Genomic DNA, 25,158 nt, shown 5'->3' on the forward strand with positions numbered 1-25,158 from the left:
TTTGCTGTCCGTCGGATATGGGTCGCGCCAGTGGCGCCTTTGTCGGCGATTGAAACCGAGCCGTCAGTGCCGGCCCGGCCTCACGTCCGCAGCTAGGACCAGTACCAGGTGGCCACGTCCCAGGAGTCGATGCGCACATTGATGTTCGGCTCGACCCCTTCGACACCGGACTTGTGTCCGCGGACGGTCGCGTATTGGAACATCGGCAGGAAAGGCAGGTCGTTGCGCACGGTCTCCTGGATTTTCAGGTAGGCCTGCTTGCGCTTCTCCGGCACGAATTCGACGCCGCCGGCTTCGAGCAGCTTGTCCACCTCAGGGCTGGCATATTGCCACGTATTCTGGCCGGCGCCGCCCTTGGCCGGAATTGATTTCGAACTGAGGTAATCCGACGTGTCGGGGTCGGATCCTGTCAGGAAGTTGATGCCGACGACGACGGAATCGTATTCCGACTTCATCCAGTAGTCGCCCCACATCACGGCCGGTGGCAGGTTGGAGATCACCACCTCGACACCGGCGTCGCGATACGATTGCTGAATGAACTGCTGCGCCTGTTCGCGGATATGATTGCCCGCCGTGGTCGAGTTCTTGAACGAGAGGCGGACGCCGTCCTTGACGCGGATGCCATCCGCGCCGGGGGCCCAGCCGGCCTCGTCCAGCAATTTCTTGGCCTTTTCCAGATCGTATTCCTGCTTCGGCAGATCCGGATTGTAGTAAAAGGATTGCTGCGGCATGTAGGTCTCGGTCGGGGTCGGCAGCCCGTAGTAGAGGGCGTCGATGATCGTCTTCTTGTCCAGCGCATAGTACAGCGCCTGGCGAACGGCGAGTTCCTTGAACTGCGGGCGCTCCATGTTGAAGCTGAGCGATTCGACCGTGGCGGCGGGAATGACGGCAACGGACGTTCCGCTCAATGCTTTGGCTTCCTCATAGTGGTCGGCCGTGATCCACTGCAGTCCGATGACGTCGATGTCACCGGTCTTGAATTGGGTGTAGAGAACTGTCAGGTCCGGAATGTATTTATAGATCAGCCGCTCGAGATAAGGGCCGTCGCCGAAGTAGTCGGTGTTGGCGGCCAGTTCGATATGATCGCCGGCCATGCGTTCCACCCATTTGAACGGCCCGGTCCCGATTGGGGCGTTGTTGAACGGCGCGGTATTCTTGTCCTCCGCCGCACCGAGCACATGTTTCGGAACGATGAAGGTCGCGGCCAGAATTGACGGGTAGGGTGCGTATGGCTCCTTCATCTTCCATCTGATCTCGGTTGGCGAGACGACGGTGAGGTCCTGGACAAGTTCGTGGCCGGCGCGCCGCCAGCTCAGAAATTTCGGGTCGACCAAGAGTTCGAGCGTGAACTTGACGTCCTCGGCCGTGAACGGCTTTCCGTCATGCCACTTCACGTCGTCGCGCAGCTTTACGTGCCATTCGAGTCCGTCGGCCGAGATGCCGCCGTTCTCGACGGTAGGCACCTCCTTGGCGAGTGCGGGGAAGAAATTACCTTTCGGATCGACGCCAAACAGCGGATCGAAGACGCTGAAGTGAATGCCCTCGTCGACCTCGATATGCACCAGATGCGGGTTGAAGACGGTGGGCTCCTGGGAAAAGCCGACTATCACCTGCCCCTTGGGCGCGCTCGGCGGGGTTGCGGCAAGGGCCTTGCCGGCTCCTGTCAGGTTGGGCATGGCGAGGCCGGCGGCGCCGGCGATTGCCATTCCAAGCGTCTGACGACGCGTCGGCCGAAAAATTGTGCTGCTGCTCTGGTTCGACATTAGAGTCTCCTGTTGAAGTGTTCCACTTTTGCTGCGTCCCGCTCTCTTGTCGGAGCGGTTAGAATCCACTGATTGGCGCGACTTTCGATCCGTCCGAAAACCGCGACCACCGGAAATCCTTTGGATCGACGATCGGCGGCCGTCCGGTGACGATGTCCGCCATCAGCCTGCCTGCCGCCGGGCCGATGCCGAAACCATGGCCCGAGAATCCGGTCGCGACATGGAAGCCGGGGACGGCATCGACGGCGGAAATGACAGGGACGGCGTCGGGCGTGACGTCGATATAGCCGGCCCAGCGCTGCGCGATCTCTGCCTTGTCCAGAACCGGAAATGCCTTGCGGGCGTTCGAAAGGACACGCTCGGAGCTTTTCTTCGACGGCTTGGGGTCGAGCACGCGATAGTATTCGAAAGGACTGGCCTCATCCATTGCCCAACGGGTCGGCACTCTTGCCTCTTCGAGGAAACGGCCTCCCAGACGGAAATTCAGCGATCGCCACTCCATCTTCCAGGCCGGAAGAAAATCGCGCGCGTACCGAAAGGAGTTCGGCACGATATCGACGACATTGGTGGTGCTGGAGGCGATGGTATATCCGCCATCCTGGCGCTTGCGCATGGCGAAATTGTTTGCCCACACGGCCTGTTCCGGTCCGTTTTCGACCGGCGTCGTGCGAAGAACTGTGTTCATGACTTTCAGCTGCGGCAGGTCAAGGTCAAGCGTTCCGCAAAACAGGTTCGACCAGGCCCCTCCGGCAAGGACGACCGCCTTGCAGGCAATGAAGCCACGTTCGGTCACGACGCCCGAGACGGCGCCGTTGGTCGTCTCCACGCCACGCACCGCGCACTCCGTTAGAATGGCGGCGCCGCGCTCACGCGCTGCTTCGGCAATCGCCGGAGCGGCCTTCTGCGGCTCGGCGCGACCGTCGGCGGGTGTGTACAGCGCTCCTTTGACGTCGAGATTGGAGCCGGGGAGGAGCTCACGCAATTGCGTCGCACCGATCATTCGCGACTCGAGCTGATAACCTTCGAGATGACGTCCCCAGCGTTCGTGCTGTTCGTATTCCTTGTCGTTCGCGCAGGTGAACACAATTCCGGCGCGCGTGTAGCCTGTATCTCGGCCCGTACGTTCGGAGAGCCTCGTCCAGATGCGCAGTGCTTCCGCCATCAGCGGGATCTCGCGCGGATCCCGACGGGAGATGCGTACCCAGCCCCAGTTGCGGCTGGACTGCTCCTGGCCGATTCCTCCCTTTTCGCACAACGCTACCCGCAAACCGCTTTCTGCGAGTTCCAGCGCCGAGGAGGCGCCGATGATGCCGCCGCCGATGACGACGCAATCCACCTCCTTTGGCAGTTCAATATCTCCATGAACGGGGACGACGAACGGTCCGGGCATGCTCAGTAGAGCTCCTCGAGCTGGCAATTGATGGAGAATTCCGCGACGCTCGCATGGTCGGGCAGGTCGAGGAGCAAGCCGATGGTCCGTGCGAGATCATCGGGATCGGTCATCAGCGCGTCGGCGCGATCGGTGATGCTGCGCGCCATATCGGTGGCGACGAAACCGGGGCAGACGGCAGTGGCTCGAATTCCAAGATCCCACCCCGCCTGTCGGATGCCGTGGGAAAGGGCGACGGCAGCAAACTTCGAGATCGAATAGGCGCCGGCCCTCGGGGACTTGACCCGCTTGCCCGACAGCGAGGCGAGAATTATGACACGGCCTGCTCGACTTGCCGCAAGCCACTCCCATGACGCGCGCACCAGACGGCGCGGAGCCTTGACGTTGATCTCGAACATGAGATCGAGATCCGCGTCGTCGATGTCGATGACCGACTTCGGAATCATAATGCCGGCACAGGCAATGACTGCGTCGATCCGGCCGAAGCCATCGATGGTACCGTCGATCCACGCCCGTTCGGCGTTGGCCGCCGTGGCCTCATAGGAGAATACGCGGACGCGCTCGTTGTCGGCCCAGTCAGGCTGCACCGGTTCGCGCATGCCGAGCGACAGTGACCAGCCCGTTTCAAACAGGTGCCGGGCGCAAGCCGCACCAATGCCGCGGCTGGCACCGGACACGAGAGCCACACGCTGGCCGGCTCGGCTTCTTGCCGGTTCCCTCATTGGTCGAGTCCCGCGGTGCGGCGGTAGACGCGCCGCAATATGTCGAGCAGACGCTTCTGGTCTTTCTCGGGCACACCGGCGAAGAAATCGCTGGATTGTTTGGTGGCGATCTTGCGCACCTTGCGGGCGAGGTCCGCTCCTTTTTCGGTGATATGGAGCTCCTGCGCGCGTCCGTCATCCGTTGCGGCCTCACGCGTCAGAAGATCGTGCTCGATCATCTGGTCGACCAGCCTGCCCATGGCGGAACGATCGCGCATAATGAGCTGCGCGATGACAGATGGCCGTATCCCCGGATGGCTGTCGACAAGAAGCAGGGTGGTGATCTTGCCGGTTCCCCGAGCCACATCGAGACCCTCCAGGCGGTCATCGAGATCACGAGAAAGGGCGATATTGATGCTTCGGATATAGAAGCTCAACGTGTCTTCGAGGACATCGAGCCCTACCGTCTCGACAGTGTGAGGAGGGCCTTTCTTCTTCTTCGGCAACGGACACTCTCCTGAGGCTTGGCAGCCTGCGTCGAGATCACCGGCAGCCTCGAAAATCGGGGTTGCCGCGGGCCTTCGAAGGCATAGTTGAGCGGGTAGTGGACAATTGCAACTACTTTTGATGGACAAACGCAACTATCTTGCCCTGCAGAAGGGTCCGAGGTGCGCGCGCGCAGTTCGATCGAGACAAGGCCTTGCGGCCGCGCGCCGACCTAAAGCGCGTCGCCTCTGAAGGGATTCACGCGACTTGCTTTTGTTATCCCAAAATCGCTGCGCACCCTCGGTTCAAGACCGAGGGGCATGCTTTTGGGCGACATGCATTAGGCGGCGGGGACCCATTCCTTGCCGGGAATGGCAGAGATGAGTTGCTGGGTATAGGCATGACGTGGCGACCGGAATATCTGCCAAGGCGGACCGGATTCCACGACTTCGCCGCGGTTCATGACCAGAATCTCGTCGCAGATGCGGCTTGCCACCCTCAGGTCGTGAGTGATGAAGATCATGGCGATCTTCATTTCTTCCTGGATGCTGGCCAGCAGATCGAGGATCTGCGCCTGGATGGAGACATCGAGAGCGGAGACCGCCTCGTCGGCGACCAGGACCTTGGGGTCCATCATCAGGGCGCGTGCGATGCCGATCCGCTGACGCTGGCCGCCTGAGAACTCATGCGGAAAGCGGTCATAGGCACCCTCGTCGAGCCCAACCAGCCGAAGCAGTTGCAGCGCCTTCGCACGCGCCTCCCGAGCAGACAGGCCATGCGCCATCGGGCCGACGGTGAGGATCTTGGCGATCGTCTGCCGCGGATTGAGCGAGGCGAACGGATCCTGGAAGATCATCTGGATGTGCGGCCGCATCGGCCGGAACTCGGAAGCCGAAAGTGCGGCGATATCCTTGCCGTCGAACAGGATCGCGCCGCCATCGCAGTCCAGGAGTTTCAGCAGGAGGCGGCCCAGCGACGATTTCCCCGAGCCGGACTCGCCGACGATGCCGAGCGTTCTGCCCTGGCGGACCTCAAAGCTGACCTGCTTGACGGCGTGCACGATGCGGGACCGCGAGAAGAAGCCGATGCCCGGCCGGTAGGTCTTGTCGAGCTTCTGCACCTCCAGCACAATCGGAGCATCGCCGCGCGACTTCGTCTCATTCTCGATCATATGCGGGACGGCGGCGATCAGTCGTTTGGTGTAGGGATGGCTTGGATTGCCAAGCACGTCGGAAGCGACGCCTTGTTCGACCATCGCGCCTTTCTCCATGACGATGACGCGATCGGCGATTTCTGCGACGACGCCAAAATCGTGCGTGATGAACATCACGCTCATGTTCTTTTCGCGCTGCAGCCGCCGGATCAACGCAAGGATCTGCGCCTGGGTGGTGACGTCGAGAGCCGTCGTCGGCTCGTCGGCGATCAGCAGATCGGGCCCGAGCGCGAGCGCCATGGCGATCATGACGCGCTGGCGTTGCCCGCCAGAGAGTTGGAACGGATACTGGTGCCGCAGAACCTCCGGCTCCGGCAGGCCGACTTCGCCGAGCAGATCGACAACCGCCTTCGTGCGGGTCGCCGAAGTGCCTGCGTGGTGCGCTTCCATGACCTCCGCAATCTGCTGGCCGACGGTCATCAGCGGATTGAGCGCCGAAAGCGGATCCTGGAAGACGATGGAGACCGAACGGCCCCTGAGGCCGCGCAGAACATCTTCCCGTGCGCTGGCCAGATCGTGGCCCTTGAACCGGATGCTCCCCTGCGTGATCCGCACCGAAGATGGCAGCAGGCCCATGATCGCATTTGCGGTGACCGACTTGCCGGAGCCGGACTCGCCGACGATGCAGAGCATCTCACCCCTCCGCATGTCGAAGGATATGTTTTCGACTGCGTTCTCCCGCTCCATATTCGCGGGCAGGCGGACAGTCAGATTTTGAACAGAGAGAACAGTTTGCTCACTCGGCGCTCGGGGTGTCGTTTCGCTCGGCGACATTGCTGGCCTTTCGAAATCCAATGATCTGACTGCGCATACTAGGCGCACGTCCTACGGTCAGCGCAAGCCCCGACGACCATTTCATTCGTCGGCTAGCCGACGAACCATTGCGTCTGAAGTCGCGTAATATGCGGTCTCGAACTGGCAGAGGGACCGTGCCCCTAAAGTCCGCATTTGAGCCTGGAGCAGGCAGCGCGCCCTAGTTGGCTTGAACCTCGGTCTTGGTCGTGGTTTGCAACAGCACTGCGAGGTCGCGCCAAAAAACCAGACGATTTCGGCCGCTGGCGCGCCATTCGCCGACTAGGCAGGTGAAGATCTGGCCCGGCCCAGATCGTGGATCGCGGCTTGTATGTCGCGGGCGAATTCGCGCCCAAAGCGCGATTGCGGCAAGGTGGTGCTTGTCACGAGCACGATATCGAGCGCTGAGCGGGGCTGGAACGGCAACACTTTCAGGTTTCCGAGGTTCGCCCAGGGAACCAGCCCATCGACCAACGCAATACCCAGTCCAGCCGCCACAAGAGGCGCGGCCGCGATCGACAGGCTTATTTCAATCTGTGGATCGCAGACGTGTCCCTGGTCCTGAAACACGCGCGCAAGCATCTGGCCGGCAGGTGTGTTCCTGCCGTAACTGATCAAGGTCTGGTCAGTCAGATCGGCCGGCGTAGCAACCTCGAGCTTTGCGAGCGGCGATTCCGGCAGGACCAGTGCGACGATGTTCGCCGCGCCGACAACCTCATTGCGGATCTGCGGCTGGGGCAGGGTGGTCATGGTCAGGCCAAGATCGATGTCGCCGATCAGGATGCGCTCGGCAATCTCCTCCGCCGGTAGCGTCTGAAGGACCAGGCGTGCCCCGGGATTGCGCCGGCGGAAGCGCTGGGTGGCGGCCGGCAGCAGCGCGAAGGTCGGCGGCGCGCTGGCTGCGACGCGCAGCAGGCTCAACTGCTTGTCGCGAATTCGGTTCGAATAGATCTTCAGCACTTCGATCTCGCGGAAAATCCGGTCGGCGTCGCGAAACAGCAGATGCGCCTCTGGTGTAGCCACGAGGCGGCCGCCTATGCGTTCGAAGAGCTTGTAACCGATCACGATTTCGAAATGCCTGAGCATCTTGCTCACCGCGGGTTGGGAAACATGCAAGGCTTCCGCGGCCGCGGTAAGCGAATTGTGGCGCATGATAGCGCGGAAGACTTCGAGATGCTTGGCGTTCATGGCCCAGCATAACCAAAAGTTCTGGATGGCAAAACACATAGTATTGGTGGCGGACGCGGCGGGCTGAGAAGATCATGGGGTGGCAGACAGCCAGATCCGAAGGAGGATCCCCCATGACGTCAAACGAAAGCGGCCGTTTCCGGCGCCTTGGCGAGGAAGACAGGCCGAGGCTCGTCTTTTCGATCGACGGCCAGCCGGCTGAAGGCTGCAAGGGCGACACGCTGCTGGTGGCGATGCTCACGCAGATCCGTCATTTGCGAAGTTCCGAGTTCGGCGATGGCGATCGTGCCGGCTTTTGTCTGATGGGCGCCTGCCAGGATTGCTGGCTATGGACCGACACAGGCGAGCGCTTGCGCGCCTGCACCACGTCGCTTGCCGCAGGCATGCGCATTGCCACCAAAGCTCCGGAGCAGGCATGGCCGAGCCTCGCATAGCGCCCGATCCTCGCATAGTGATTGTCGGCGCCGGTCCAGCGGGCGTACGTGCCGCCGAGACGCTGGTTACATCAGGCGTTCGGCCGATCGTGATCGACGAAGGCGGCCGTGACGGTGGCCAGATCTACCGCCGCCAGCCGGAGGGTTTTCGCCGCTCCTACGCCTCGCTCTACGGATCGGAAGCCGGCCGTGCCGAGGATCTGCACCGCAGCTTCGACGCCTTGCGCGATCGCATCGACTATCGACCCGAGACGCTCGCCTGGGGGATATGGGAAAAGCAGCTGCATCTCCTTCAGGGGCCCCGGACCAGTGCGGTCGATTTCGATGCGCTGATCATCGCCTCGGGGGCAACCGACCGCCTGATGCCGGTGCGGGGCTGGAACCGGGCCGGTGTCTACAGCCTGGGCGCCGCGCAGATTGCGTTGAAGTCACAGGCCGCCGTGATCGGCAGGCGCGTCGTGTTCATGGGAAGTGGACCGCTGCTCTATCTCGTGGCGGCACAATATTCGAAGGCCGGCGCCGAAGTGGCCGCGGTGCTCGATACCTCGCCTTTCCGCCTGCGGGTCAAGGCACTGCCCAAGCTGATCGCCCGCCCGGACGTCCTGCTGAAGGGACTTGCCCTCACCATGAAGCTTCGCCGTGCCGGCATCGAGATCGAAACCGGCATCACGCCGGTCGAGATCGAAGGCCGGCCTGAGATTGGCGTCGAGACGATCCGCTTCCGCACCGGCACAGGGCAGGTCAGGGCGATTGCCTGCGACGCCGTCGCGCTCGGCTATCATTTGCGTCCGGAGACGCAACTGGCGGACCTTGCCCGTTGTGAGTTCCGTTTCGATGCGCAGACACGCCAGTTCTTTCCGGTAAAGGACGTCGACGGCCGCAGCAGCGTGGCGGGTGTCTATTTGGCCGGCGATGGCGCCATGACACTCGGAGCCGACGCGGCCGAGGCCGCGGGGCGTCTGACCGCGCTCGCGGTGCTGTCCGATTTGGGACGCCCGGTCGCGTCGCGCGATGTCGCCCGCCTTCGCCGCCGCCTGCGTATTTTCGAGCGGTTTCGGGGTGGCATCGCCGCTGCTTTTCCATGGCCTGCCGCAGCAGCCGCCGCTCTCAGCGAAGACACTGTGGTCTGCCGCTGCGAAAACATCACCGCCGGTGAACTGCGTGCCGCCGTCTCCGATAATGGCGCTGTCGAGGTCAATCGCGCCAAGGCCTTCAGCCGTGTCGGCATGGGCCGATGCCAGGGCCGCTATTGCGGACATGCCGCGGCCGAAGTGATCGCCGCTTGTGCCGGCATCCCGGTTGAAGCGGTTGGCCGCATCCGTGGCCAGGCGCCGGTGAAGCCCCTCGTCATCGGTGCCGAGAGCGACACGGAGCAGGCAGCATGAAGCCGCTGCAGGCCGATGTGATTGTTATTGGCGGCGGCCTGATGGGAACCGCCGCGTCGTTCTTCCTGCGCCGGCGTGGGCGTTCGGTCACCTTGCTCGAACGGGGACTGCTCGGCCAGCAGGCGAGCGGGGTCAATTTTGGCAATGTGCGGCGGCAGGGACGCTTTCTGCCGCAGCTCCCCCTGGCCAATCGTTCTCGCGAAATCTGGGGCAGACTGAAGGAATTGCTTGGCGAAGACGCCGAGTTCCTGGCGACCGGCCATATCCGCGTCTGTTACGATCCCAGGCAGATCGGAGTGATCGAAGCCTATGCGCAAAAGGCGCGCGACTATGGCCTCGACCTGGAACTGTTGAGCGCCAACGAGCTCAGGGCGCGCTTCGGCTTTTTCGGACCTGAGGCGATTGCCGGCTCCTATTCGCCGAATGACGGCCACGCGAATCCGCGGCTTGCGGCACCCGCCTTCGGGCGCGCTGCCGCTCGAGCCGGCGTTGCCGTGTTCGAGAACACCGAGATCATCTCGATCGCCAAGCCAGGCGATGATTTCCAGGCGATCGCAACGGACGGGAGGATATTCAGCGCGCCGATTGCGCTGGTTACCGCCGGAGCCTGGGGTGGGGCCCTGTCACAGCAGTTCGAAGAGCCGGTTCCCATCGCCGTGCACGGGCCGCAAATGGCGGTGACGGAACCTTTGCCCTACCGTCTCAGACCGGTGATCGGCGTATCGACTGCAATTCCGCAAGAGGTCGTCTATCTGCGGCAGGTCGAACGCGGCAATGTCGTCTTCGGCGGCGGCACGCGCGGCCCGGCCTTTGCCGACATAAGGCGCGCCTATGCGGTGCCGGGTCATCTCGGCAACCAGCTTCGGCAGATCCGGCGCCTGGTGCCGGCGCTCGCCAACATGCGGGTCATCCGCACCTGGAGCGGCATCGAGAGCTACTTGCCTGACGATATTCCCATCATGGGGCCTAGCGCTCGGGTGTCCGGGCTCTATTACGCCTTCGGTTTTTGCGGCCATGGCTTCCAGCTCGGCCCAGGGGTCGGTGACGTCATGGCCGAACTGATCGACCGGGGCTCCACCACGACACCGATCGAGCCATTCCACATCAAGCGGTTTGCGGCCGAGGCCGCTCGCCTGGTTTCAACCTGAATCCATCAAGGAGAAAATCGAGATGTCAGTTGTATCCGCCGTCCGCCCGGCCACCGGGCAAGCCAGCGAAGAGACGCGACGCTTCCACGACGAAATATTCGTCTTCGACGCGCTGTCCATCGCGTATGTGCTGGAGGACAAATATGCCGAACGGACCCTGGCCGGCGGGGTCAACGCGACCAATGTCACCTTCGCCCTGGAGGAGAATTGGGATGTCGTGATGCGCAATGCGGAGCGCTATCTCTCGATGATCGAGAAGAGCGCCTGCCTGAAACTCTGCCTGACGGCCGACGACATGCTGGCGGCGAAGCGGGCCGGCAAGCTCGGCGTCGTTTTCGGCACCCAAGGCGCGACCATGCTGGACGATCAGCTTTGGCGGCTGGAACTGCTGACCAGGATGGGGCTTCGCGTGCTCGGCCTTGCCTACACGACAGCCAATATCTTCGGCGACGGATGCGGCGAAAGGCGCGATGCCGGCCTCAGCTATCTTGGCGAGGAACTGGTGGCGTTGGCAAACACCCTGCCGTTGATGATCGACCTTTCGCATTGCGGCCATCGTACGCGCGCCGAGACCACTGCACTGGCCCGGGCGCCGGTCTGTACGCATTCTAATGCCGACGGGCTGCGGTCGAACGGCCGCAACACCGAGGACAGGACGGTCAAGGCGATGGCCGAGAAAGGCGGCATGATCGGCGTCTGCGGCTTGCCGCAATCGCTGGCGGATGGAACGCCGACGCTGGATGATTTCCTCGATCACGTCGATCATCTGGTCCGGCTGGTCGGCCCCGAGCATGTCGGCATCGGGGTGGACTATGTCGAGAAGTACCAAGAGCAGGCGTCGGTCATCGCACCGCCGAGCGTCGTCACCTGGCGCACCCGCCGCCCCGACATTTTCGGGCCGCTTTCGAGCTTTGGCCGGCAGTCCTACCCGGTCGGCATCGAGACGGTCACCAAGCTGCCGAACCTGACGCAGGGCCTTCTCGACCGCGGCTACGGTCGCGAACAGACGGCGGCGATCATAGGCGGCAACTGGCTGAAAACCTTTCGCCACTTTTGCGGATGATCGCGGGACAAGCCGCCCTGCGCGGGGTACCGCGACATAGCGGCGAGCGATGTCAGTTGTGCGTGACTGCCGACTGAAGCAGGGGTTGCAGCGCGTCGACATCTTCCATCATTTGCGATCTCAACCAATTGGCGATTTCCGCCACGACGGGTCGAAGGGGCCTCGAACGCGGAGCGATCAGACGGTGGTGACGCCCCGTGTTGATGAGGCGATCCGATGCTGGAACCAGTATCCCTTTCAGCAGTGCGGTCGAGGTGACACTGAGCCAGCCAAGCGCGACACCTTCGCCGTTGAGAGCCGCCTGAAGGATGACCGCGTAGTCGGAGAACTCCAGCCACGTTCCCTTGGCAGTCTTGCGGTTCGCCACGTTTCCCCACACGTCGGCCCATTGCTGCAGACGGTGATCGGTAAGATGCAAGAAGACGTGGCCGTCGCCGTCGCCATCGTGATCAAGCTTGCCGTGGGCGCGAAGGTAGGAAGGACTGCATACCGGAAGGATGATTTCCGGTGAAAAGTCCCACCGGTGATACTGAGTATCATCGTCGCCAACGATCCGCGTTCCCAGGTCGACATTGTCCGGCATCCCACGCATGACGCCCGCAATCAAATCAAAGCGCAGATCCACGTTCGGAAACGTGGCGTTGAAAGCCCCTAACCTCGATACCAGCCAATGGGTGACGAATGAACTTGAGAGTGACAAGGTAACCAGTGGTTTGCTGGCTTTCTTCTGGTCCTGGATTATCAAAATGGTGTCACGAATCTGGCTGAGTCCCTCACGGACAGAGGCGTAGAGCACCCGGCCGTCATCTGTAAGCGTAAGCCCGGTCGGGCCACGATCGAACAGCCGCATTCCCAGCTCGGCTTCGAACTGGGCGATGGTTCGGCTGACGGAAGGCTGGGTTACATTGAACTCACCGGCAGTGACAGTGAAGCTGCCGGTTCGTGCCGCGGCCTCGAAAACAAACAGGCCTCTCGCGGAGGGGATGAGTTTGGACAATGCCACCATGCGATCACTGTTGTCCCAAGTTGCAACGTCTTCAGGCCAGCATACGATCGGGGGCGTATTTGAAGGGTGAGGGTCTCGCGCCCGATCTTGACCCCGCGGTTAGAGTTTTTGATGCCCGGCCCCGAACTGTTCATCCAGAGGGCATACGTTTTTTATATGCCTTTACACAAATCATATAACCAAAAATTGAAACGGAATGGTGCAATCCGCCGCTGTTTGCTTGCTGAACTCTGCAGCGCGTAAGAGGTGACCGGAGAACCATGGTCATAACCACAGCGTATGCCACCATGTGGTTTTTCAAGCTTCTGAACCGCTCGGAAATGTACAACCATGATTGAAGCGGCAGTGTTCGAGCGGCTCGCAGCCCGCGCTCGAACAGCCCGGTACGTGATGTGCCGGCCCAGGCGGGGCAAGCCGTGGATGCAGGACGATGCGAATGAACCAGCTCACGGAAGGCCAGACCTCGGGGACAAGCGGCGACCCGCTTCTCAGACCGTTCCGGATCAAGAAGCTTGAGTTCCGCAACCGCGTGATCAGCACCAGCCACGCCTCGATGCTGGACGAAGGCGGGATGCCGCTGGAAAGATATCAACGCTACCACGAAGAGAAAGCGCGCGGCGGTCTCGCCATGACGATGATCGGCGGCTCGGCAATGACCTCTCCGGACTCGAGCTGGGGCGGCGGGCAGCTTAATCTGTCCAGCGACGAGATCATCCCGCATCTGCAGTGCCTGGCGCGACGCATCCATCAACATGGTGCGGCCGTGATGTCCCAGGTCTCGCATCTGGGCAGGCGGGCAACGGCATATGCGGGGAACTGGCTGCCCGCGGTTGCCCCGTCACGGATCCGCGAGGCGCGCAACCGAAACTTTCCAAAGGAAATGGATGAGGCAGATATCAGGCGCATCATCAGGGATTACGCCTCTGCCGCTGTCCGGTGCCGTGAGGGCGGCCTCGATGGTGTCGAAACCGTAACGGGTGGCCATCTGATCGGTCAGTTTCTCTCGCCGAGGACGAACAAGCGCACCGACGCCTATGGCGGCTCTGTCGAGAACAGGGCGCGATTTGGCCTGATGGTTCACGAGGCGATCCGCAAGGCTGTCGGCGACGGCATGATTGTCGGCATTCGGTTCGCGATCGACGAGGGCACCGACGATGGCTCGGACTTCGACGACTGTCTCGAGCTTGCCCGTCTGTTCGAGACGGAAGGGCACGTTGATTTCTTCAACTGCATCTACGGGCGCATGGATACGGATCTGGTGTTGGCCGAGCACAACATGCCGGGCATGTTTCAGCGCAGTGCCCCGTTCCTGTCGCAAGTCGCGCGCTTCAGGAAGGAGACCAGACTTCCCCTGCTTCATGCGGCAGGCATCAGGGACGTGGCGACCGCTCGCCATGCGATCCGCGAGAACATCGTCGACCTGATAGGCATGACGCGGGCGCACATCGCCGACCCGGATATCGTCAACAAGATTCTGCGCGGTGAAGAAGAGCGGATCCGTCCATGCGTTGGCGCCACCTACTGCCTCTATAAGAAGGTGAACTGCATCCACAATCCAGTGAGCGGCCGAGAGACCACGCTGAGTTCCACGATCGATCGCGCCGCCAGCTCCAAAAGGATCGTTGTCGTGGGCGGTGGGCCGGCAGGCCTGGAGGCAGCCAGAGTCTCCGCCGAGCGAGGACATTTTGTCATCCTCTTCGAGGCGGGGGCGAAACTTGGAGGGCAGATCCTGGTTGCCGCGTCCGCGACCGAGCGAAGGGATCTGCTCGGTATCGTGGACTGGCGGGCAACCGAGCTTGAGCGCCTCGGTGTCGATGTTCGTCTGAACGCATATGCCGACGCCGATACCGTGCTTGCTGAAGGTCCAGACGTCATTGTGGTGGCAACTGGCGGTGTTCCCGATATGGAATGGCTGGAAGGGGCCGAACTCTGCGACAGTGTTTGGGACCTGCTGACCGGTACGGCATCCAGCAAGGACGATATCCTCATCTATGATGGCACCGGGCGCCAGGCGGCCCCGTCCTGTGCTCTCCAGCTTGCTGGGCAAGGGAAGTCGGTCAGTCTCGCGACCCCTGATGACGCCGTGGCGGTGGAGATGCCTTATCCCGAAAAGGCCAGCTTCCGTAAACGCATCTCGGAACTCGGCATTCGGACGATGGTGGACATCAGGCTGACCAAGGTGGCCCGCCAGGGCAACGGCCTGACAGCAATCTTCCGCAACGAGTTGACGGACACGGAAACGACCTTTGCCGTCTCGCAGGTAGTCATCGAAAATGGGACCATTCCGGCGGAAGAAATTTACCAGGAGCTGAGGTCCAGGTCTGCAAACGATGGGGTGCCCGACGCGTTCTTTGTCAATGATAATCAGGGTGATTTTGTAGAAGAACATCAGGTGGGAAAGTTTAAGCTATATCGTATTGGCGATGCGGTCTCCAGTCGGGATATATATTCCTCGATCTATGACGCTTATCGATTGTGTGCGGAAATTTAAGCTTAAATCGTGCTTACAGTTGCTGGAACTTCCGGCGAAAATTGGAGCGAAAAATGTCAAAATCATCGGGTTTTCACGACGATCTTGGCTCGGTCGACGGCGACAGACCGGCTGAGAACATCCTCGCCGCTTCGGCGGTGATCGTTGGGCGGCATCGGGGCAAGTCTGCGCCGCGCAATATTGCGACTTCGCCGCCAGTTCAGAATTCTCTGCCGTGAAAGCCAGTCTCTTCAGCCATTCAAACCGTCCGGATGCCATAAGCTCGGAAAAATGGCAGCCCCTCGGAAAAAGGCGCATGCACGTGAAAAAAGACTTCAGAGTGCTGACCTTCGATGTCGTCGGGACGTTGATAGATTTCGAAACGGGCATCGCCAGCTATGTGCGGGATGTCGCCGAAAAGGCAGGACTATCCGTCGATGGCGAAACGGTTCTGACCGCCTATCGCAAGGCGCGCGCCAAGCCGGATGCCGGCCTGTTTCCGGACGATCTCGCCCGCTGCTACCTCGAAATTGCTCGGGCGCTCGGCCTGCCGGCTACGGATGAGGCGGCGCAAGGCTTGCGCCAATCCGTGAAGCACTGGCCGGCCTTCGCGGATTCGGTCGAGGCGCTTGCCCGCTTGCACAAGCGGTTCAAGCTGGTCGCCATGACCAACGCCCAAAACTGGGCGTTGGCGCATTTTTCACAAACACTTGGCAATCCGTTCGACCTCACCGTCACGGTGGACGATGTCGGCCTGGAAAAGCCGGACCCACAATTCTTCGCCTTCGCCCGTGGCCGCATCAGCGCCTGGGGCTTCGGCCTGAAGGACATTCTGCATGTGGCGCAGAGCCAGTATCACGATATCGGCGTGGCGCGCGAGCTTGGCTACACCGTCTGCTGGATCGAGCGCCGCAAGGGCATGAAGGGATTTGGCGGCACGCTCGAACCTGCCAGGCTAACGGTGCCCGACCACCATTTCTCGACACTTGCCGAACTGGCCGACGCGGTCGACGAGGACCGCCTGGATCGCGTCGCCTGAATACGCCTGCGATACCCGCGTCCGCTCAGACAGTGGCGCCAAGATCATAACAAGACCAAAGAAACCAACAGGGGAACAGGAATGGAATGATGGGAAGACAGCCACACTGAATGTCATCGCCTGAGGTGCCTTCGGGCGCTTGAAAATGAACCAGAATGGTCTCCGGTGCGCGCCAAGCCTGGCCGGCCGGCTCAACGAAAGGCTGACACGATGAAACCCGATTTTGACAAGATTTTGCGCCCGGTCGACACCGCCCGGATCGAAAGCGCCATCCGCCACGGTGCCACAAGGCGCGAGCTTCTCGGCATGCTTCTGGCTGGCGGAATGGGCGCCGCGCTGGCCGGCACGGTGCTGGGCTCTGCCACCAAGGCCTATGCCGACACACCGAAGAAAGGCGGCAGCATGCGCGCCGCCGGTTATTCGAGCGGCACCACCGACACACTCGATCCGGCCAAGTCATCGCTTTCCACCGACTATGTTCGCTGCACCAGCTTCTACAACGGCCTTACCAGCCTCGACGACAAGCTCTCGCCGCAAATGGACCTGGCTGAGAGCTTCGACACCAACGATTCCGTCACCTGGACCGTAAAGCTGCGCAAGAGCGTGACTTTCCATGACGGTTCGACCTTCGGTCCGGACGACGTCGTCTATTCGCTCAACCGGCATAAGGACCCGGCCGTAGGGTCGAAGGCCAAGTCGCTCGCCGACCAGATCGGCGAGGTCAAGAAGTCAGGCGACAATGAGGTTACCATCGTTTTGACGGGGCCGAACGCCGATCTTCCCGTCATCCTCGGGACGTTCCATTTCCTGATCGTCAAGGCTGGCACAACCGACTTCACCACGGCCAACGGCACCGGCGCCTTCAAATGCAAGGAGTTCCAGCCTGGCGTGCATTCCATCGCCGTTCGTAACGAGAACTACTGGAAAGGAACCGGACCCTATCTCGACCAGGTCGAGTTCTTCGCCATTGCCGACGAGAATGCTCGCGTCAACGCCTTGCTCTCGGGCGACGTCGCGCTGATCGGCTCGGTCAATCCGCGGTCGACGCAGCTGATCAAGCAGGCCGGCGGTTTCGATCTCCTGACGACGACGGCAGGCAACTATACCGACCTGAACATGCGGCTCGACACCGCGCCGGGCAGTGATCCGAATTTCGTCGAGGCGATGAAGCTGCTGCTCGACCGTGAGCAGATCAAGACGGCGATCTACCGCGGCTACGCCGAGGTCGCCAACGACCAGCCGGTGCCGCCGACGAACCGCTTCTACAATGCCGACCTGCCGCAGCGCCCCTATGACCCCGAGAAGGCCAAGTCGCTGCTTGCCAAGTCGTCGCTGGCGGGCACAAGGATCCCGGTCGTTGCTTCGACGGCCGCCGACCAGTCCATCGACATGGCGGTGCTGCTGCAACAGTCCGCGTCCCAGATTGGCCTCGATCTCGATATCCAGAAGGTGCCTGCAGACGGCTACTGGTCGAATTACTGGCTTAAGGCGCCCATCTGTTTCGGCAATATCAATCCCCGCCCGACGGCCGATATCCTGTTCTCGCTGCTCTACACATCGAGCGCGCCCTGGAATGAATCGCATTGGAAGAGCGAGCGTTTCGACAAGATCCTTGTCGAGGCCCGCAAGGAACGCGACGACGCCAAGCGCAAGGAGATGTACGGCGAACTGCAGAAGATGGTGCACGAGGAGAGCGGCGTCGCGATCCCGGTCTTCATCAGCAACATCGACGCTCACAGCTCCAAGCTCAAGGGGCTGAAGCCGATGGCTACCGGTGGTATGATGGGCTTTGCGTTTTCGGAAAACGTCTGGCTCGAAGCTTGATGGTACCGACCTGGCGCGGGTGGCTCGCCACTCGCGCTTCGCCCGCATTCCGCTGGAGTTGCACGGCATGATAACGCGCATGATCCTGACCCGCCTCGGGGTGGCCCTGCTCACGCTGCTGATCGTTTCGGTGGTCGTCTTCGTGGCGACCAACATGCTGCCGGGCGATGTGGCGCAGATCGTTCTGGGTCAGGCCGCCACGCCTGAAGCGGTCGCCGGCCTGCGCAAGGCGATGCATCTCGATCAGCCGGCGGTGCTTCGCTATATTTTCTGGCTGGGTGGGATGATGACGGGGAATCCCGGCACGTCGCTGGTCAACGACATTCCGATCGTCACGCTGATCGGCGGCCGCCTTCACAATACCCTACTGCTTGCCGGCGTCACCGCCGCCTTTTCCGTTCCGATCGCCCTTACCTTGGGGATCACCGCGGCGATGTGGCGAAACACGCTCTACGATCGGCTTGTCAGTTTTGCCACGATCGCGGTCGTGTCGGTGCCGGAATTCATGGTCGCCACGATTGCGGTGCTGGTTTTCGCCGTGCACCTGCACTGGTTTCCAGCACTTTCCTTCGCAAACGACGTGCATTCGCTGGGTGAATTGCTGCGTGTCTTCGCTATGCCGGTCATCAGCCTGAGTTTCGTCGTCTCGGCACAGATGATCCGCATGACCCGCGCCGCATTGATCGACACGCTCGGCCAGCCATTCGTCGAGATGGCGACGCTCAAGGGCGCCGGCCGGGTTCGTGCGGTGCTGACGCACGCTCTGCCCAATGCGATCGGTCCGATCGCCAATGCCGTCGCGCTCAGCCTGTCCTATCTGCTTGGCGGCGTCATCATTGTCGAAACCATCTTCAACTACCCGGGCATCGCCAAGCTGATGGTGGACGGGGTGGCCACCCGCGACATGCCTCTCATTCAAACCTGCGCGATGATCTTCTGTTTCGGCTATCTCGCCCTCGTGACCGTAGCCGACATATGCGCGATCCTCGCCAACCCGCGTCTGCGATACAAATGACCAAGCACACCGATATCATTCCCGAGAGCCGGCGAACGACGTTTGGCGCAGGCGGCCTGACCATCTCCGCGGTCGGTGCGGTCTGCTTCTGCATCATACTGTTCTGGGTCGTGATTACGCTCGTCGGCCCATGGCTTGCGCCGTACCCGATCGGCAAGATCGTCAGCATGGACGTGTTCACCTCGCCGAGCCGCGATTATCCGCTCGGCACCGACTACCTTGGACGCGACATGCTGAGCCGCATCATTCTCGGGGCGCGATACACGGTCGGCGTCTCGATTGCGGCCGCCTTTATCGCCTGTACCATCGGCGTCGCACTAGGCATGATCAGCGCGGTCCTCGGCGGCTGGTTCGACACGATAGTTAGCCGCGGCATAGATGCACTGATTGCGATCCCGCACCTGATGTTCGGTCTCGTGATCATAGCGGCGATCGGCAGTTCGCTTCCGGTGCTGGTGGGAACGCTCGCCTTTCTCTATTTTCCCGGCTCTTTCCGCATAGCGCGTGCGCTCGCCGTCAACATCAACGAGCTCGACTTCGTGCAGGTCGCCAAGGCGCGTGGCGAAGGCTTCGTCTACACGGTTCGCGAAGAGATCCTGCCCAACATGATCGGGCCGGTGCTGGCGGATTTCGGCCTGCGCTTCGTCTTCATCGTGCTGTTGCTGAGCGGTCTCAGCTTTCTCGGTCTGGGCGTACAGCCGCCCAACGCCGACTGGGGAGCGCTGGTGCGCGAGAACGTATCCGGGCTGGCCTATGGGGCGCCTGCCGTGATCATGCCGTCGCTCGCCATCGCCTCGCTGACCATCAGCGTCAATCTAGCGATCGACAATCTTCCGCGCCGCCTGCGGGATCGCCTGCCATGAGCGAGCTCGTCGAAGTTAAGAACCTACGCGTCATCGCCCGTAGCGACAGCGGCCGCGAGACGCCGATCGTCCACGATATCAGCTTCACGGTCCCGCGCGGAACGGTCGTCGCGTTAATCGGTGAGTCCGGTTCCGGCAAAACGACGATTGCGCTTTCCCTGATGGGTTATGCCCGCAGCGGCTGCCGCATCACCGGCGGCTCGATCCGGATCGGCGAGCGTGAGATCCTGTCCCTGTCGGAAGCAGAAAAGGCCAAGATCCGCGGCCGCAATGTCAGCTATATTGCGCAAAGCGCGGCAGCCGCCTTCAACCCGGCGAGAACGATCATGTCGCAGGTTGTGGAAAGCGCGATGATCCACAAGCTGGCACCGCGAGCAGAAGCGGAAGCGAAGGCGGTGGAGCTGTTTCGCGCGCTGGCGTTGCCCGATCCCGAAGGGGTCGGGTCACGCTATCCGCACCAGGTGTCGGGCGGCCAGCTGCAGCGCCTGGCGGCGGCGATGGCGCTGATCGCTGAACCGGAGCTGGTGATCTTCGACGAACCGACGACGGCGCTCGACGTCACCACCCAGATCGAGGTTTTGCGCTCGTTCAAGTCGGTGATCCGCGAGCGCAACACCACCGGCGTCTATGTCTCCCACGACCTGGCGGTGGTGGCGCAGATCGCTGACCACATCGTCGTGCTGCGCGATGGCTCCATTCAGGAAAGCGCTCCGACCGGGCAGATTCTGACGGACGCCCAAAGTCCCTACACCCGCAGTCTGCTCGCCGCGGCCAATCCCGCCGTGCACGCCCAGGCCGCTCCGCCTGCCGAGATGACGCGGGAGCTGCCCTTGCTCGAGGTCGAGGGGCTGGTCGCCGGATACGGCAAGTCCCGTCCGGACGGCCTGCCGAATGTGACGGTGCTCAACGATGTCGGCCTCAGCCTGCAGCCGGGCACCAATCTCGGCGTCATCGGCGAGTCCGGCTGCGGCAAGAGCACATTGGCCCGCGTTATCGCCGGACTGCTTCCCGCTGCCGGCGGAACGGTGAAGTTCCGCGGCGAAACCCTGGCAGGATCCGTGGCGCAGCGCTCCAGGGATCAATTGCGCAACATCCAGATCGTCTTCCAGATGGCCGACACGGCCCTCAATCCGACCCGCTCGGTCGGGCAGATCCTGGGCCGGCCGCTGACCTTCTATCATAACGTGAACGGTGCCGAGCGCAGCCGCAGGGTGCGCCGGCTGCTCGACCTCGTGCATCTGCCGGCCAACATTGCCGAACGGCTTCCGGGCGAACTATCCGGCGGCCAGAAGCAGCGCGTCAACCTTGCCCGCGCGCTCGCTGCCGAGCCGGCGCTGATCCTGTGCGATGAGGTGACGTCAGCCCTCGACACCGTGGTCGCCGCGGCTATTCTCGATCTGCTGGCCGAGTTGCGAAAGGAGTTGAAGCTTTCCTATCTGTTCATCAGCCACGACCTGTCGACGGTGCGCGCGATCTGCGACGACGTGATGGTGCTTTATGCCGGGCGCAAGGTCGAAGCCGGCAGCCGCGCGGCAATGCGTGCGGCGCCGCTCCATCCCTATTCGGACCTTCTGGTGTCCTCGATCCCCGAATTGCGCACAGGCTGGCTGGACGGCCTCGGCAAAAAGGCTGCCTCGGCGGAAATGGGCGTCGCACCCGTCTTGGCGCGATCCGACCGCTGTCCCTTCGTGCCACGATGCCCGGTCAGGAAGCTCGGAGTTTGCGACGTGCTGGCGCCGCCCATTCGTCACCTGTCGAAGGGAAGCGAAATCCTTTGCCATCTGGAGGAGCGGGAATTGTTGGCAATGGGCGTGGGCGCCTAGCTCGTCAGAACTCCGCCACCTTGCCCCAGGCGGACGCATCGAGCCGCTCCGGGCGATAGGGCATGGGATCGACCACAGGAGTCGAGCCGGTTGCCAGATCGGCGATCAGGTGGCCCGCGCCAGGACCGATACCGAAGCCGTGACCGCTGAAGCCGGCCGCCAGGATGAAGCCCGGCAGCCCCTCGACCTCGCCGATGGCGGGAACGCCGTCCGGCGTGCTGTCGATATAGCCGGCCCAACTGGCCGCGACTGGCACATTTTGCAGCGTCGGCAGCAACGCGCAGGCGCGCCGGTGTGTTTCCCGGATCAATCCCCGGTCGGGGCGCGGGTCCAGAATGCGGTTGTGCTCCATCGGCGTCGGCGCATCGAGCCGCCAGCGGGCCAGCCTCTCGTGTCCCGATTGCCATCCCTGCAAGGTGCCGGGAGCAAGGCTGCGCCAGCGCCGGGCGAACATCGGTACGAATTCGCGGGCGAAACGCAGCTGCTGCAGCGTCGGATCAAGGCTGCCGCGGCCGCTGATAGCCAGCGTGTGGCCGCCGTCGCCGCGGCGGGTGACCGAGATCTCGGCAGTGTGCAGCGCATCCGGCAGCCCCGAAGGTCCGGGTGCGAGCGAAAGGATCGAAGAGCGGACGGAGGCTTGCGGAAAGCGTACGCCGAGCTGGCGACAGAACGAAGAGGCCCATGCGCCCGCCGACAGCACCACTGTCCTGGTACGGATTGTGCCCGCCTCGGTGATCACCGCGCTGACCCGGCCCGCTTCGGTCTCGATGCCGCGCGCGGCGCACATCTGATGGACACTTCCGCCGGCCTTCAGGACGCCACGCGCCACTATGGGTGCTGCGCGGGAGGGGTCGGCGGTTCCGTCGGAAGGTGAAAAGACGCCGCCCTTCCAGCGTTGGCCGGTGGCTTTTCCATGCTCGCTTGCCTCGTCGGGGCTGAGCATATGCGTGGTCACGCCGACGCCGTGGGCGAAATCACGCCAGCGGGCCCAGCGGGCTATCTCGGCCTCGTCGTTGCTGAGGTAGAGGAGCCCGCAACGGCGAAAGCCCGGATCTTCGCCGATTTCGCTGGCAAGCTGCTCCCAGAGTGCGAGGCTTGCCGTGGCCATCGGCAGTTCCCGGGCGTCGCGGTTCTGCTGCCGGCACCAGCCCCAGTTTCGGCTGGACTGTTCGGCGCCGATCCGGCCCTTTTCCAGCAAGGCCACCTGCAAGCCGCGCCGGGCGAGATAATATGCCGCGAAGGCGCCGACGATCCCGCCACCGATCACGACGACATCGGCCGCCGCCGGCAAGGTTGGCGTGGTCTCGATATGCAGAAGCGGGGAGGGCATGCGAAATCTCCGGCAGCGGCGACCACTCTACTGCTCCGGGCGAGGCGACGATTGCCACAGATCGACGGGCCGCAGCATTTCCTTTGGTCAAGAGCTCTGCCAGCGGGGGATTCTGCTACCGCATATCGAGCAAAAGCGCGCGGCAGGCCGACGAAATGCATAGAACGAAGACCTCAGGACATCGTACAAATCCGTTCAAACGCGCGCTTGGGTGCAGGTTTCCTGGAATTGCCGAAAGCGGCAGCGGGTGTTTGTCCTTGCTCCTGCTCGGCTTCGGCATAATATGCTTCGATCAGATCCGCCGGCGCCGTGCCGAGCCTTTGCCTTGGACCGTGCATGAAACTCGATCGGATCGACATCAAGATCCTCTACGAACTGCAGAAGAACGGCCGCATCACCAATGTGGAATTGGCGGAGCTGGTCAATCTCTCGCCCAGCCCCTGCCTGATGCGGGTGAAGAAGCTGCAGGCCGAAGGCTATATCGTCCGCTATTCCGCCCAGATAGACATCGCAAAACTGGGGCAGACGCTCACCGTCTTCACCGAGGTGACGCTGAGGAACCACCGCCAGATCGACTTCGCGCGCTTCCTCGCCGCTGTTGAAAAGGTGGATTCGGTGGTCGAATGCCACCTCGTTTCCGGCGGTTACGACTATCTGCTGAAATTCGTCACCGCCGGGATTGCCGAATATCAGGCGATCATGGAGCGGCTTACGGACATGGATATCGGCATCGACAAGTACTTCAGCTTCGTCGTGCTGAAGTCGCCGATCGTCAAAAATTACATGCCGCTCAAGAGCCTGTTTCCGCTGTAGCAGGCCATGCAGTGACGCGCTTCGGGTTCACGCCATGGTGGCGCGAACGTCCGGGTCTTCCAGCGTCTGGTCGAGTGTCATGCGCGTGCGATCGACGATGGCGTCGATCTCGGCCTCCGTGCAGCAGAGCGGTGGGGCATAACCCAGCACGCCATTGCCGAAAGCCCGGATGATGAGCCCGTTGTCCCAGGCGCGGTCGAATATCCGCCGCGACGGATTGGCCGCTGGTGGAAGCGGGGTCTTGCGTTGCTTGTCGACGACCAGCTCGATCGCCGCCAGCATGCCACGGCCGCGCACGTCGCCGACCAGCGGATGGTCGGCTAGGCTTTCGAGGCCCGACATCAGCCGGGCTCCTGCCTTGCGGCCGTTGTCCAGCAGACCGCCTTCATAGAGCCGCAGAACCTCGAGGCCGACAGCCGCACTGACGGGATGAGCGGAATAGGTATAGCCATGGCCGACGGCGGATTCGCCCGCGCCGTCCGCGATCGTGTCGTAGACATGGTCTGACATGAAAACCGCCCCCATCGGCGCATAACCGGAGGTCAGGCCCTTGGCGGTGGTCATCAGATCCGGGACGATGTTGTCCTCGGAACAGGCAAACAGCGGTCCAGTGCGGCCGAAGCCGGTGATGACCTCGTCGGCGACGAAGAGGATGTCCAGCTCCGTGCACAGATCGCGCATCGCCTTCATCCAGCCCGGCGGCGGCACCAGCACGCCGCCGGAACCCTGGATCGGTTCGGCATAGAAGGCCGCCACACGATCCTGGCCGAGCTCTTCCACCTTATGGCGTAGTGCGGCGACCGAGGCGGCGATGATCACCTGCGGATCGCTTCCTACCGGATTGCGGTAGGCATAGTGCGACGGAATCTTGTGCTGCCAGTCCAGCGGCACGCCGAAGCCGGCGTGGAAAGCAGGCAAGGCGGTGAGCCCCGCACCCACCGTTGACGAGCCGTGGTAGCCCTGTTCGATCGAAATGAACTGGTTCTTCTGCCGCATGCCCCTGGCATTCTGGTAATAATGGATGAAACGGATGGTGCTATCGACGGCATCGGAGCCGCCAAGCGTGAAGTAGACGTGATTGAGGTCGCCCGGCGCCCGCTCGGCAAGTTCCGCCGCCAGCCGGATGGCCGGTTCGGAGCCGAGGCCGAAATAGCCGGTGGCATACGGCAATTCGCGCAGCTGCCGGGTCGCCGCTTCGACGATGCTTTCCTGGCCATAGCCGGCGTTCACGCACCACAGGCCGGCAAAGCCGTCGATCATCTGATGGCCGGTGGCATCGGTGACGGTGGCGCCGGTGGCGGATTGCAGGACGCGTACCCCGGCCTTCTCATGGCCGCGATAGGAGGCGACCGGATGCACCAGATGGGCGCGGTCGAGTTCGATCAAGGAATTGCTCCGCATGTTTTCCTCCG

21 protein-coding genes and 1 pseudogene are annotated in these 25,158 nt (G+C 62.4%); 12 read left to right on the top strand and 10 right to left on the bottom strand.

Going from position 1 to position 25,158, the window contains the following annotated elements:
• Positions 1 to 92 precede the first annotated feature (92 nt).
• From NKJ94_RS29420 to NKJ94_RS29450, 7 genes and pseudogenes are all read right to left on the bottom strand, one after another.
• Positions 93 to 1,676, bottom strand: coding sequence for a peptide ABC transporter substrate-binding protein (locus tag NKJ94_RS29420; protein WP_502904226.1), 1,584 nt, complete (start codon positions 1,674 to 1,676; stop codon positions 93 to 95).
• 145 nt (positions 1,677 to 1,821) lie between these two features.
• Entirely contained in the window at positions 1,822 to 3,153 is a 1,332-nt protein-coding gene (locus NKJ94_RS29425) for an NAD(P)/FAD-dependent oxidoreductase (RefSeq protein WP_352530225.1), read from the bottom strand.
• Between the two features lie 2 nt (positions 3,154 to 3,155).
• Positions 3,156 to 3,875, bottom strand: a complete 720-nt coding sequence (locus NKJ94_RS29430) for an SDR family NAD(P)-dependent oxidoreductase (RefSeq protein WP_352530227.1) — start codon at positions 3,873 to 3,875, stop codon at positions 3,156 to 3,158.
• Positions 3,872 to 4,360, bottom strand: a complete 489-nt coding sequence (locus NKJ94_RS29435; RefSeq protein ID WP_352530229.1) for a MarR family winged helix-turn-helix transcriptional regulator — start codon at positions 4,358 to 4,360, stop codon at positions 3,872 to 3,874. Before NKJ94_RS29435 ends, NKJ94_RS29430 begins: the two co-directional genes overlap by 4 nt.
• 320 nt (positions 4,361 to 4,680) lie before the next feature.
• The gene (locus NKJ94_RS29440) at positions 4,681 to 6,327 is read right to left on the bottom strand and encodes an ABC transporter ATP-binding protein (protein ID WP_502896051.1); all 1,647 of its coding nucleotides are present in this window, start codon (positions 6,325 to 6,327) and stop codon (positions 4,681 to 4,683) included.
• A gap of 300 nt (positions 6,328 to 6,627) precedes the next feature.
• Positions 6,628 to 7,305, bottom strand: a complete 678-nt coding sequence (locus NKJ94_RS29445) for a LysR substrate-binding domain-containing protein (protein WP_352530286.1) — start codon at positions 7,303 to 7,305, stop codon at positions 6,628 to 6,630.
• Positions 7,306 to 7,362: 57 nt separating this feature from the next.
• Positions 7,363 to 7,572, bottom strand: a pseudogene (locus NKJ94_RS29450) (LysR family transcriptional regulator); the annotation flags it as partial.
• Positions 7,573 to 7,646: 74 nt separating this feature from the next.
• Here NKJ94_RS29450 and NKJ94_RS29455 point away from each other — a divergent pair.
• The 4 genes from NKJ94_RS29455 to NKJ94_RS29470 are packed head-to-tail and all read left to right on the top strand — an operon-like array spanning position 7,647 to position 11,563.
• Positions 7,647 to 7,967: a (2Fe-2S)-binding protein gene (locus NKJ94_RS29455; RefSeq protein WP_352530233.1), complete on the top strand. Its 321-nt coding sequence runs from the start codon at positions 7,647 to 7,649 to the stop codon at positions 7,965 to 7,967.
• Positions 7,949 to 9,352 carry an FAD/NAD(P)-dependent oxidoreductase gene (locus tag NKJ94_RS29460; protein WP_352530235.1) on the top strand — a complete coding sequence of 468 codons (1,404 nt, stop codon included), beginning with the start codon at positions 7,949 to 7,951 and terminating at the stop codon, positions 9,350 to 9,352. The genes NKJ94_RS29455 and NKJ94_RS29460 overlap by 19 nt, the downstream gene beginning before the upstream one ends.
• The gene (locus NKJ94_RS29465) at positions 9,349 to 10,500 is read left to right on the top strand and encodes an NAD(P)/FAD-dependent oxidoreductase (RefSeq protein ID WP_352530237.1); all 1,152 of its coding nucleotides are present in this window, start codon (positions 9,349 to 9,351) and stop codon (positions 10,498 to 10,500) included. Before NKJ94_RS29460 ends, NKJ94_RS29465 begins: the two co-directional genes overlap by 4 nt.
• A gap of 22 nt (positions 10,501 to 10,522) precedes the next feature.
• Positions 10,523 to 11,563 carry a membrane dipeptidase gene (locus NKJ94_RS29470; protein WP_352530239.1) on the top strand — a complete coding sequence of 347 codons (1,041 nt, stop codon included), beginning with the start codon at positions 10,523 to 10,525 and terminating at the stop codon, positions 11,561 to 11,563.
• Positions 11,564 to 11,615: 52 nt separating this feature from the next.
• On the opposite strand, the gene NKJ94_RS29475 is transcribed toward NKJ94_RS29470, so the two are convergent.
• Positions 11,616 to 12,569 (bottom strand): LysR substrate-binding domain-containing protein, encoded by a 954-nt coding sequence (locus NKJ94_RS29475; RefSeq protein ID WP_352530241.1) that lies wholly within the window; start codon positions 12,567 to 12,569, stop codon positions 11,616 to 11,618.
• Between the two features lie 436 nt (positions 12,570 to 13,005).
• Here NKJ94_RS29475 and NKJ94_RS29480 point away from each other — a divergent pair, with 436 nt between their 5' ends.
• The 7 genes from NKJ94_RS29480 (at position 13,006) to NKJ94_RS29510 (ending at position 21,603) form a co-directional block, all read left to right on the top strand.
• Entirely contained in the window at positions 13,006 to 15,060 is a 2,055-nt protein-coding gene (locus tag NKJ94_RS29480; protein ID WP_352530243.1) for an oxidoreductase, read from the top strand.
• A 53-nt stretch (positions 15,061 to 15,113) separates the two neighbouring features.
• Positions 15,114 to 15,278 (top strand): hypothetical protein, encoded by a 165-nt coding sequence (locus NKJ94_RS29485; protein WP_352530245.1) that lies wholly within the window; start codon positions 15,114 to 15,116, stop codon positions 15,276 to 15,278.
• A gap of 77 nt (positions 15,279 to 15,355) precedes the next feature.
• On the top strand, positions 15,356 to 16,078 hold the full coding sequence (locus tag NKJ94_RS29490; RefSeq protein WP_352530247.1) for an HAD-IA family hydrolase: 723 nt from the start codon (positions 15,356 to 15,358) through the stop codon (positions 16,076 to 16,078).
• A gap of 210 nt (positions 16,079 to 16,288) precedes the next feature.
• Positions 16,289 to 17,902: an ABC transporter substrate-binding protein gene (locus tag NKJ94_RS29495; protein ID WP_352530249.1), complete on the top strand. Its 1,614-nt coding sequence runs from the start codon at positions 16,289 to 16,291 to the stop codon at positions 17,900 to 17,902.
• Between the two features lie 67 nt (positions 17,903 to 17,969).
• On the top strand, positions 17,970 to 18,917 hold the full coding sequence (locus NKJ94_RS29500) for an ABC transporter permease (protein WP_352530251.1): 948 nt from the start codon (positions 17,970 to 17,972) through the stop codon (positions 18,915 to 18,917).
• Positions 18,914 to 19,780, top strand: a complete 867-nt coding sequence (locus tag NKJ94_RS29505) for an ABC transporter permease (RefSeq protein WP_352530253.1) — start codon at positions 18,914 to 18,916, stop codon at positions 19,778 to 19,780. The genes NKJ94_RS29500 and NKJ94_RS29505 overlap by 4 nt, the downstream gene beginning before the upstream one ends.
• Positions 19,777 to 21,603 (top strand): ABC transporter ATP-binding protein, encoded by a 1,827-nt coding sequence (locus NKJ94_RS29510; protein WP_352530255.1) that lies wholly within the window; start codon positions 19,777 to 19,779, stop codon positions 21,601 to 21,603. Before NKJ94_RS29505 ends, NKJ94_RS29510 begins: the two co-directional genes overlap by 4 nt.
• A 4-nt stretch (positions 21,604 to 21,607) precedes the next feature.
• On the opposite strand, the gene NKJ94_RS29515 is transcribed toward NKJ94_RS29510, so the two are convergent.
• Positions 21,608 to 22,933, bottom strand: a complete 1,326-nt coding sequence (locus tag NKJ94_RS29515) for an NAD(P)/FAD-dependent oxidoreductase (protein ID WP_352530257.1) — start codon at positions 22,931 to 22,933, stop codon at positions 21,608 to 21,610.
• Positions 22,934 to 23,269: 336 nt separating this feature from the next.
• Between NKJ94_RS29515 and NKJ94_RS29520 the strand changes: the two genes are divergently transcribed.
• A complete protein-coding gene (locus NKJ94_RS29520; RefSeq protein WP_111548027.1) occupies positions 23,270 to 23,746 on the top strand; it encodes an Lrp/AsnC family transcriptional regulator in 477 nt (158 codons plus the stop codon).
• A gap of 27 nt (positions 23,747 to 23,773) precedes the next feature.
• On the opposite strand, the gene NKJ94_RS29525 is transcribed toward NKJ94_RS29520, so the two are convergent.
• Positions 23,774 to 25,147, bottom strand: coding sequence for an aspartate aminotransferase family protein (locus NKJ94_RS29525; RefSeq protein WP_352530260.1), 1,374 nt, complete (start codon positions 25,145 to 25,147; stop codon positions 23,774 to 23,776).
• Between the last annotated feature and the right edge of the window lie 11 nt (positions 25,148 to 25,158).

Source organism: Mesorhizobium sp. M0060 (assembly GCF_040323155.1).
Taxonomy (GTDB): domain Bacteria; phylum Pseudomonadota; class Alphaproteobacteria; order Rhizobiales; family Rhizobiaceae; genus Mesorhizobium.

Bases quoted from the DNA above. Each gene is read 5' to 3' on its own strand.
- NKJ94_RS29420 (WP_502904226.1), bottom strand. From the start codon at position 1,676: ATGCCCAACCTGACAGGAGCCGGCAAGGCCCTTGCCGCAACCCCGCCG.
- NKJ94_RS29425 (WP_352530225.1), bottom strand. From the start codon at position 3,153: ATGCCCGGACCGTTCGTCGTCCCCGTTCATGGAGATATTGAACTGCCA.
- NKJ94_RS29430 (WP_352530227.1), bottom strand. From the start codon at position 3,875: ATGAGGGAACCGGCAAGAAGCCGAGCCGGCCAGCGTGTGGCTCTCGTG.
- NKJ94_RS29440 (WP_502896051.1), bottom strand. From the start codon at position 6,327: ATGTCGCCGAGCGAAACGACACCCCGAGCGCCGAGTGAGCAAACTGTT.
- NKJ94_RS29455 (WP_352530233.1), top strand. From the start codon at position 7,647: ATGACGTCAAACGAAAGCGGCCGTTTCCGGCGCCTTGGCGAGGAAGAC.
- NKJ94_RS29460 (WP_352530235.1), top strand. From the start codon at position 7,949: ATGGCCGAGCCTCGCATAGCGCCCGATCCTCGCATAGTGATTGTCGGC.
- NKJ94_RS29465 (WP_352530237.1), top strand. From the start codon at position 9,349: ATGAAGCCGCTGCAGGCCGATGTGATTGTTATTGGCGGCGGCCTGATG.
- NKJ94_RS29470 (WP_352530239.1), top strand. From the start codon at position 10,523: ATGTCAGTTGTATCCGCCGTCCGCCCGGCCACCGGGCAAGCCAGCGAA.
- NKJ94_RS29475 (WP_352530241.1), bottom strand. From the start codon at position 12,569: ATGGTGGCATTGTCCAAACTCATCCCCTCCGCGAGAGGCCTGTTTGTT.
- NKJ94_RS29480 (WP_352530243.1), top strand. From the start codon at position 13,006: ATGAACCAGCTCACGGAAGGCCAGACCTCGGGGACAAGCGGCGACCCG.
- NKJ94_RS29485 (WP_352530245.1), top strand. From the start codon at position 15,114: ATGTCAAAATCATCGGGTTTTCACGACGATCTTGGCTCGGTCGACGGC.
- NKJ94_RS29490 (WP_352530247.1), top strand. From the start codon at position 15,356: ATGCACGTGAAAAAAGACTTCAGAGTGCTGACCTTCGATGTCGTCGGG.
- NKJ94_RS29495 (WP_352530249.1), top strand. From the start codon at position 16,289: ATGAAACCCGATTTTGACAAGATTTTGCGCCCGGTCGACACCGCCCGG.
- NKJ94_RS29500 (WP_352530251.1), top strand. From the start codon at position 17,970: ATGATAACGCGCATGATCCTGACCCGCCTCGGGGTGGCCCTGCTCACG.
- NKJ94_RS29505 (WP_352530253.1), top strand. From the start codon at position 18,914: ATGACCAAGCACACCGATATCATTCCCGAGAGCCGGCGAACGACGTTT.
- NKJ94_RS29510 (WP_352530255.1), top strand. From the start codon at position 19,777: ATGAGCGAGCTCGTCGAAGTTAAGAACCTACGCGTCATCGCCCGTAGC.
- NKJ94_RS29515 (WP_352530257.1), bottom strand. From the start codon at position 22,933: ATGCCCTCCCCGCTTCTGCATATCGAGACCACGCCAACCTTGCCGGCG.
- NKJ94_RS29520 (WP_111548027.1), top strand. From the start codon at position 23,270: ATGAAACTCGATCGGATCGACATCAAGATCCTCTACGAACTGCAGAAG.
- NKJ94_RS29525 (WP_352530260.1), bottom strand. From the start codon at position 25,147: ATGCGGAGCAATTCCTTGATCGAACTCGACCGCGCCCATCTGGTGCAT.